Annotated in this window: 7 protein-coding genes; 6 read left to right on the top strand and 1 reads right to left on the bottom strand. The window is 72.7% G+C overall.

Annotation, left to right across the window (positions count from 1 at the left end):
* From ACFXA3_RS29875 to ACFXA3_RS29855, 5 genes are all read left to right on the top strand, one after another.
* The coding region (locus ACFXA3_RS29875; RefSeq protein ID WP_385191690.1) for a hypothetical protein at nucleotides 1–646 on the top strand (646 nt) is incomplete at its 5' end.
* 32 nt (nucleotides 647–678) lie between these two features.
* On the top strand, nucleotides 679–1,554 hold the full coding sequence (locus ACFXA3_RS29870; RefSeq protein WP_385191688.1) for a diiron oxygenase: 876 nt from the start codon (nucleotides 679–681) through the stop codon (nucleotides 1,552–1,554).
* The gene (locus ACFXA3_RS29865) at nucleotides 1,541–1,822 is read left to right on the top strand and encodes an acyl carrier protein (RefSeq protein WP_385191687.1); all 282 of its coding nucleotides are present in this window, start codon (nucleotides 1,541–1,543) and stop codon (nucleotides 1,820–1,822) included. Before ACFXA3_RS29870 ends, ACFXA3_RS29865 begins: the two co-directional genes overlap by 14 nt.
* Nucleotides 1,809–2,684, top strand: a complete 876-nt coding sequence (locus ACFXA3_RS29860) for a hypothetical protein (protein ID WP_385191685.1) — start codon at nucleotides 1,809–1,811, stop codon at nucleotides 2,682–2,684. Before ACFXA3_RS29865 ends, ACFXA3_RS29860 begins: the two co-directional genes overlap by 14 nt.
* Nucleotides 2,681–3,685 carry an agmatine/peptidylarginine deiminase gene (locus ACFXA3_RS29855; RefSeq protein ID WP_385191684.1) on the top strand — a complete coding sequence of 335 codons (1,005 nt, stop codon included), beginning with the start codon at nucleotides 2,681–2,683 and terminating at the stop codon, nucleotides 3,683–3,685. Before ACFXA3_RS29860 ends, ACFXA3_RS29855 begins: the two co-directional genes overlap by 4 nt.
* Before the next feature lie 44 nt (nucleotides 3,686–3,729).
* On the opposite strand, the gene ACFXA3_RS29850 is transcribed toward ACFXA3_RS29855, so the two are convergent.
* Nucleotides 3,730–6,219: an MDR family MFS transporter gene (locus ACFXA3_RS29850; RefSeq protein ID WP_385191682.1), complete on the bottom strand. Its 2,490-nt coding sequence runs from the start codon at nucleotides 6,217–6,219 to the stop codon at nucleotides 3,730–3,732.
* Between the two features lie 191 nt (nucleotides 6,220–6,410).
* On the opposite strand from ACFXA3_RS29850, the gene ACFXA3_RS29845 reads away from it, so the two are divergent.
* On the top strand, nucleotides 6,411–7,155 hold a 745-nt coding region (locus ACFXA3_RS29845; protein WP_385191680.1), incomplete at its 3' end, for a class I SAM-dependent methyltransferase.

Genomic DNA, 7,155 nt, shown 5'->3' with positions numbered 1-7,155 from the left:
GGCCTACCGGCAGATGGCCCTGCGCTCGCGCGCCGCCGACCAGGCGGTCGGCCGGATCGCCGACAGCACCGGCATGAGCGCCGCGGCCGTCATCGTCGGCGCGACGGCCCTGCTGCTGCGCGACCTGACCGGCAGCGACCGCGTGGACCTCCACCTGACGAGCTCGCAGCGGTTCGGCCGGGACAGCCGCACCGTGGTGGCGACCCTGATGCAGGAGACGTACTTCTCGGTGGACCTCGCGGACGCCGATCTGCCGCAGGCGGTCAAACGGTCCTGGCTCGCCGCCATCACGGCCTTCCAGAACTCCGGATGCGACGCCGCCGCCATGGACCGGCTGCTCGCCGAACTCGGCGACGGCCCGGAGGCGCCGCTGCGGTTCTCGTACTGCATCAACGACCGCCGCACCCGGCCGGCGCAGGAAGGCACGCCGCGGGAGGTCCCCGCCGCGAGCCTGCTCGCCGACACGGTGCTCACCCGGCTGCCGGTCACCGAGGAGGAGCCCTTCTACCTCATCGTCGACGACGGCGCCGACCACCTCGAGTTCTCCCTGACCTGCGACGTCCGCCACGTCACCGAGTCCGGGATGGAGTCCTTCCTGCGCGGCCTGGAGAACTGCCTCGTCGCGTGGGCCGACTCCGCAGCATGAACACACCGCACCAACCGAAAGATCGCATCACCATGGACGATTCCGGCTTCAGCACGATGCTCACGCGGCTCTCCCAGAAGTCGCGCGACGAGTACTACAACCCCTACACCAAGTTCACGTGGCCGGACTCCGTGTCCGAGGACCAGTGGTGGATGAACCCGGACTACCTCACGGTCTCCGGCACCGGCCTGATCGAGGACGAGAAGGTGCTGAAGGCCCTCGCCCGGTACGAGACGGTCAACTTCTTCAGCCTCCACGTGCACGGCATCCGCGAGCTGATGATCGAGGTCGCCCGGCGCATCCACACGCCCGACTTCGCCCCGTACAACGAGTACCTGCACCACTTCATCGGCGAAGAGAACGCCCACATGTGGTTCTTCGCCGAGTTCTGCCACCGGTACACCGGCGGGATCTACCCGGAGGCGGCCTCCCCGCTGCGCCGCGAGGGGTTCGGGGACCTGTGGGACGACGTCGTCGTGTTCTCCCGGATCCTCATCTTCGAGGAGATCTTCGACTACTACAACAGCCGCATGGGCAAGGACCCGCTGATCCCGGACATCCTCCGGGAGATCCACTCGGCGCACCACCACGACGAGAGCCGGCACGTCGCCTTCGGGAAGCAGCTCGTCAAGCGCCTCTACGACCGCGCCCTGGCCGCCGATCCGAGCCGCCGGGACGAGATCGAGAAGTACATCAAGGACTACATGACGTACTCCGTGCGCAGCCTGTACAACCCGCAGATGTTCCGTGACTGCGGTGTGGACAAGCCCCTGGAGGTCCGCCGCAAGGCGCTGTCCCACCCGGTGCGCGAGGCGTTCCACGTCAAGCTGATGGCCCGCGTCGACCGGTTCTTCGTCGCCGGCGAAATCTTCCGCACCTCTTGGGGGCTCGACCATGTCAACGCGTGAGAACGGACCGGCCGAAGTGGGCGAGTCGATGGAAACCGTCATCGGGTTCCTGCGCAAGCTCAACTCCGCCGTGGACACCATCGACTGGGACCGGGACCTGATCGAGGCCCGCATCCTCGACTCCCTGGCCTTCGTGGAGTTCCTCCTGCTCATGGAGGAGCTGACCGGCGAGCCGATCGACCTCGCCAAGACGGACGTGGACCACTTCCGCACCCTCAACCGCATCAACGCACTGATCACGGAAGGGGCCGGGCATGCTCACGCCTAGTCCGGGTCTGCGCGCCCCGGTCGCCGTGACCGACGGCCTGGTCACCCTCGGCCCCGAGGCGGTGCGCCTGCGGGCCGCACTGGACGCCGTGTTCACCGGCTGGGCCGCCGCGGCCGGTGCGGCGGAGGTCATCTACCCGCCGCTGATCCCGGTCGCCGACCTGGCCCGCTTCGACTACTTCACCAACTTCCCGCACCTCGTGCTGGCGGCGGCTCCCGTCGACACGGCCGCGGTCGCCGACCTGCCCACCCACCCGGCGGCGCCCGGCACCGGCCTCGGCGGCCACCAGCTGGGCGAGGCGGGCCTCGTCCTGCCCTCGGCCGCCTGCTACAACGCCTACCTGTCCCTCGCGGGCACCGAGCTCGACGAGCCGGTCAGGCTGACCACCCTCGCCCAGTGCTTCCGGCGCGAGACGCACTACGAGGGGCTGCGCCGCCTCCACGGGTTCACCATGCGGGAGATCATCGCCGTCGGCGACGCCGAGACGGTGAAGGCCCACCTCACCACCCACAAGGACCTGGTCCTCGGGTTCGCCGCGCACCTGGGCCTCGGCCTGACCACCGAGGTCGCGACGGATCCGTTCTTCGACGCGAACGGTTCGCGGGCCGTCATGCAGCGGCTCTTCCCCACCAAGGAGGAGTTCGTCGCCGACGGCGGCCTCGCCATCGCGTCGGTCAACTACCACCGCAACTTCTTCGGCGAGCGCGCCGGCATCGCGCACGCGGGCGCCGAGGCCCACACCTCCTGTGTGGCCTTCGGCATCGAGCGGTGGCTGCACGTCCTCGAAACCCGCTTCGGCGGCGACTGGGACGCCGCCGAGGAAGCCGTACGGTCCTTCCCGGCACCGCAGGAGCCGTCGTGACGGGACTGTCGATGCCGGCCGAGTGGGAGCCCCACGAAGCCTGCATGCTCGCCTGGCCCCCGTACGCATCGCTGTGGGGCGAGAGCTTCGCCTCCGTCGAGCGGGAGTACGCGGAAATCGTCCGGGCCATCGCCGCGTTCGAGCCGGTGACCCTGCTGGTCCTGCCCGGGCAGGCCGAGCGGGTCCGGGCGCTGTGCGGGGTCTGGGTCGACACCGTGGAGATCCCGATGGACGACGCCTGGCTGCGGGCCACCGGCCCGATCGTCGTCCACGGCCCGCGCGGGCGGGTCGGCGTGGACTTCCGGTACAACTCCTTCGGCGAGCGGTTCCACCCGTACAGGCACGACGACAGGATCACCGAACGCCTGCTGCCACACCTGGGCATCGGGCGCCGCGCGACGATGACGGTCCTCGAAGGCGGGGCGATCAGCGTGGACGGCGAGGGCACCCTGATCGCGACCGAGCAGTGCGTGCTGAACGCCAACCGCAACCCGCGGCTCGGCCGCGCCGACATCGAGGCGGAGTTCGAGGCCCTGCTCGGCGCCACCAAGGTGATCTGGCTTCCCTACGGCCACCTCGCCGGCGACACCGACGGGCACGTGGACCACGTCTGCCAGTTCATCGGGCCCGGCCGGGTGCTGGTGGAGGCGTGCGGCGATCCCGCCCGCCCGGACCACGCCCGGCTGAAGGCCAACCGCGCGGTCCTCGAAGCCTCCACCGACGCGGCCGGCCGGAAGCTGGAGATCCTCGAACTCCCGCCGCAGCAAGAGGTCCGTGTGCACGGCCAGGACACGGTCGTGAACTACATGAACTTCTACATCGCCAACGGCGGGGTGATCATGCCGCTCGCCGGCACGAGCACCGACGCCGAGGCGCTGGCGGCGGCACGGGCGGCCTTCCCCGACCGCGAGGTCGTGGGCGTCGAGGCCCGCACCCTGGCCACCGGCGACGCCGGTGTCCACTGCATCACCCAGCAGCTCCCGGCGCCCCGCACGCCCTGACGCCACGGACGCCCCGGCACCCCGGCCCCCTCGCGGGGCCGGGGTCAGCCGTCGGTGGCGAGGAGCGGTGCGGCGGAGCGGCGCGGCGCCCCGGTCCTGATCGTCAGCGCGGCGATCAGGACCGCGAGGAGCACGGCCCCGGCCGCCCACCAGAGGGTGACGGCGGTGTGGCCGGCCAGGAGGGCCGCGCCGAACGCCGTGCCCACCTCCTGCGCGGTGGTCACGGCTCCCGCGGCCCCGCCCGAGTGTTCGGCGCCGCCTCCCCCGGTCGCGGTGGCGAGGATCGGAACGAGGGCGATCCCGGTGCCGAGGCCGGCGAGGAGCATGCCGGGCAGGGCCCCGGTCGCGTACGAGCCGCCTTCGAGGCCGGTCAGGAGCAGCAGGCCTACGGCGGTGAGCGCCAGGCCCGCCATGGTCAGGAGGCGGGGCGCGGCACGGCGCAGCAGGCGGGCGGAGACCGGCGTGGAGCCGATCACGGTCGCGCCGGCCATGGGCAGCATGGCCAGTCCGGCCGTTTGCGGGGAGTATCCGCAGTCGGCCTGGAGGTAGACGGACAGCACCAGGTACAGGGCGAAGGTGGCGGCGGCCACCAGGAAGAGGCTCAGCAGGCTGCCGAGGCGGCTGGGGTCCCTGAAGACGTACGACGGCACCATCGGGTCGGCGCTCGCGATCTGCCACGCCACGAAGCCCACGAGCAGCAGGACGCCGCCGCCGAGCAGGACCAGGGTCAGGGGGGCGGTCCAGCCGCGTGACGGGGCCGAGCCGAGGCCGTACGTCAGGGCGGCGACTGTGCCGGAGCCGAGCAGCACGCCGAGCGGGTCGAACCGGCCGCGGGTGCGGGCCGGGCGGCCGTCGAGCAGGGTGAACGCGCCGATCAGGGCGATCACGGCGAGGGGGACGACGGCGTACAGGGACACCCGCCAGGCCAGGGTGCCGAGCAGCCATCCGCTCACGGCCAGGGCGAAGGCCGTGCCGCCGCCGGCGACCGCGGCGTAGACCCCGAAGGCCCGGCCGCGTTCCTTCGGGTCGGTGAAGCCGTCGGCCACCAGGGCCAGCGCCGCCGGTGTCAGCAGGGCGCCGAAGACGCCCTGGAGGACGCGGGCGGTGATGAGCGTGCCGGAGTCGCCGGCGGATCCGGCGAGAGCGGCGGCGGCTGCGCACCCGAACAGGCCGATGATCACGGTCTGTTTGCGTCCCACGAGGTCGGCGATGTGCCCGCCGATCAGCAGCACGGCGCCGAAGGCGATGTAGTAGGCGTTGAGCATGGGGCCGAGCGACCCATCGGACAGGTGCAGGTCCATCCGGACGGACGGGATCGCCAAGGTGAAGTCCACCGCCTGCAACAGCACCAGCAGCTGCGCCAGGGCGATCACCGCCAGGCCCCACCAGCGCCTCGGGTGCGGGGTCGGCGGTCCGGCGGCCGGGCCCGGGGTCGCGGACCCGGCTCCGGGGAGCGGACCCGGGGGCGGGCCGAAGCCCCGTACGGGATCGAAGGGTGCGGGGGCCGTCGGGGCGTACGCGGGCGGGAGCGGCACCGGCCGCTCCTGCGCCGTGGCCCCTTCCCGCTCCTCGGCCTGCGCCTGCGGGGCGGCCTCCGGCGGGGCGGGCTGCGGGGGTGCCTGGGCGGGGGCCGGCGGTGCGTAGTCCAGCAACTGGGCCGCATGACGTCCGAGTTGGGCCAGGACCGCGCCCGGCAGCCATTCCTCGGCCTGGTCCGGCGAGGTGCGCTCGGCCACTTCCCCGGGGGTGGGCCGCCGGGCCGGGTCCTTGTGCAGGCAGTCGCGTACGAGACCGGCCAGCGCGTCCGGTACGCCGGTCAGGTCCGCCTCGTCCTCGGCGACCCGGAAGAGGTGGGCGTTCAGGCCGGTGTCCGTGGCGCCGAACAGCAGCCGCCCGGTGGCGGCGTACACGAGGACGGCGCCCAGGCAGAACACGTCGCTGGCCGGGGTGAGTTCGAGGCCGCGGACCTGTTCCGGGGACATGAACCCGGGGGAACCGATCAGCATGCCGGTGCGGGTGTGCAGGCTGTGCTCCTCGGCCAGGCTGTCCATCGCCCGCGCGATGCCGAAGTCGATGACGCGGGGGCCGTCGACGGTGACGAGGACGTTGGACGGCTTGAGGTCGCGGTGGATCAGGCCCGCCTCGTGCACGGCCCGCAGGGCGAGGGCGAGGCGGTTGGCGAGGGTGTGCACGGAGTACTCGGGCAGCGGCCCGAACTGCTTGGCGACGACGGCGTGCAGGTCGGGCCCCGGGATGTACTGGGTCGCCACCCACGGGACGGCCGCCTCGGGGTCGGCGTCGAGCACGGCCGCCGTACAGCTCCCGCCCACCCTCCGCGCGGCGGCCACTTCGCGGGCGAAGCGCCTGCGGAATTCGGGATGGCCCGCGTACTCGGCCTGCACGACCTTCACGGCGACGGTGCGGCCGCCCTCGGAGCGGCCCAGGTAGACCAGGCCCATCCCGCCCTCACCCAGCCTGGCGATCAGTCGGTACGGTCCGATGCGGCGCGGGTCTTCGGAGATCAGCTGGTCCACGGGGGCAGGATAGGCCAACCGTCCAACGGCCGGGGAGGCATCGGCCGAACCGTTCGGCGACGGGAAGGCGGTGGACGTCGCACGCCGGGCAGGGCCGGGACCACGCGGTGATAATGGTGGGGCGCGCGCCGCGGCGGCACGGGCCTCCCACCGGCACGCGCGGCGCACGGCGCAGAGGTGGTGACCGACGCATGACCACAGGTCCCGGGGACAGCCGCTACGGCGAGACGGTGTTCCGGCCCGAGCAGGCCGGCGAGGACGACCGCATCGACCTCGGAGCACTCGCGTACGACGACATGACGATGGACCGGCTGCGGGCCCTGGGAGCGGGGCCGGGCTGGAACTGCCTCGACGTCGGGGCCGGTACCGGGACCGTCGCCCGCCGGCTGATCGAGGAGGCCGGGGTGGCGAACGTGCTGGCCGTCGACCGCGACACGCGCTTCCTCGACGCCCGCCCGCTGCCGGGGCTCGACGTCCTGGAGGCGGACGTCAGCGCTGCGGGGTTCGATCCCGGCCGCCGGTTCCAGCTGGTCCACGCCCGGTTCGTCCTGATGCACCTGCGCTCGTGGCGCAGCCTGATCAGCGGGCTCGGCGGCCTGCTGGCCGAGGACGGGGTGCTGGTGCTGAGCGATGCCATCGACCTGACCACCGGCACGGCGGCGCCCGGCCCGTACACCCGGGTGATGCGGGCCATGTGGCAGGGGCTGCGGGACACCATCGGCACGGACATCTCGTGGGTGGCGGACTATCCACGGCACCTGCGGGAGGCGGGGCTGGGGTCGGTGGGGGCCGAGGTGCGGGTGCCTCCCCTGCTCCCGGGCAGCCCCATCAGCCGTTTCTGGGCCCGGACGTGGGACCGGGCCACGGCGTCGAACCGGGGCCCGGGGGGGGGTGACCCAGCCCCCCGCCAACCGCCCAAACGCCAAAAAGGCACAC

Origin of the sequence: Streptomyces sp. NPDC059456 (assembly GCF_042750055.1) — a bacterium.
Lineage (GTDB): Bacteria > Actinomycetota > Actinomycetes > Streptomycetales > Streptomycetaceae > Streptomyces.
Note: the sequence above shows the minus strand (reverse complement) of the source record. Positions and strands in the feature narration are given on the sequence as shown.

Coding starts and splice junctions, on each gene's coding strand:
- ACFXA3_RS29870 (WP_385191688.1), top strand. CDS start 679: ATGGACGATTCCGGCTTCAGCACGATGCTCACGCGGCTCTCCCAGAAG.
- ACFXA3_RS29865 (WP_385191687.1), top strand. CDS start 1,541: ATGTCAACGCGTGAGAACGGACCGGCCGAAGTGGGCGAGTCGATGGAA.
- ACFXA3_RS29860 (WP_385191685.1), top strand. CDS start 1,809: ATGCTCACGCCTAGTCCGGGTCTGCGCGCCCCGGTCGCCGTGACCGAC.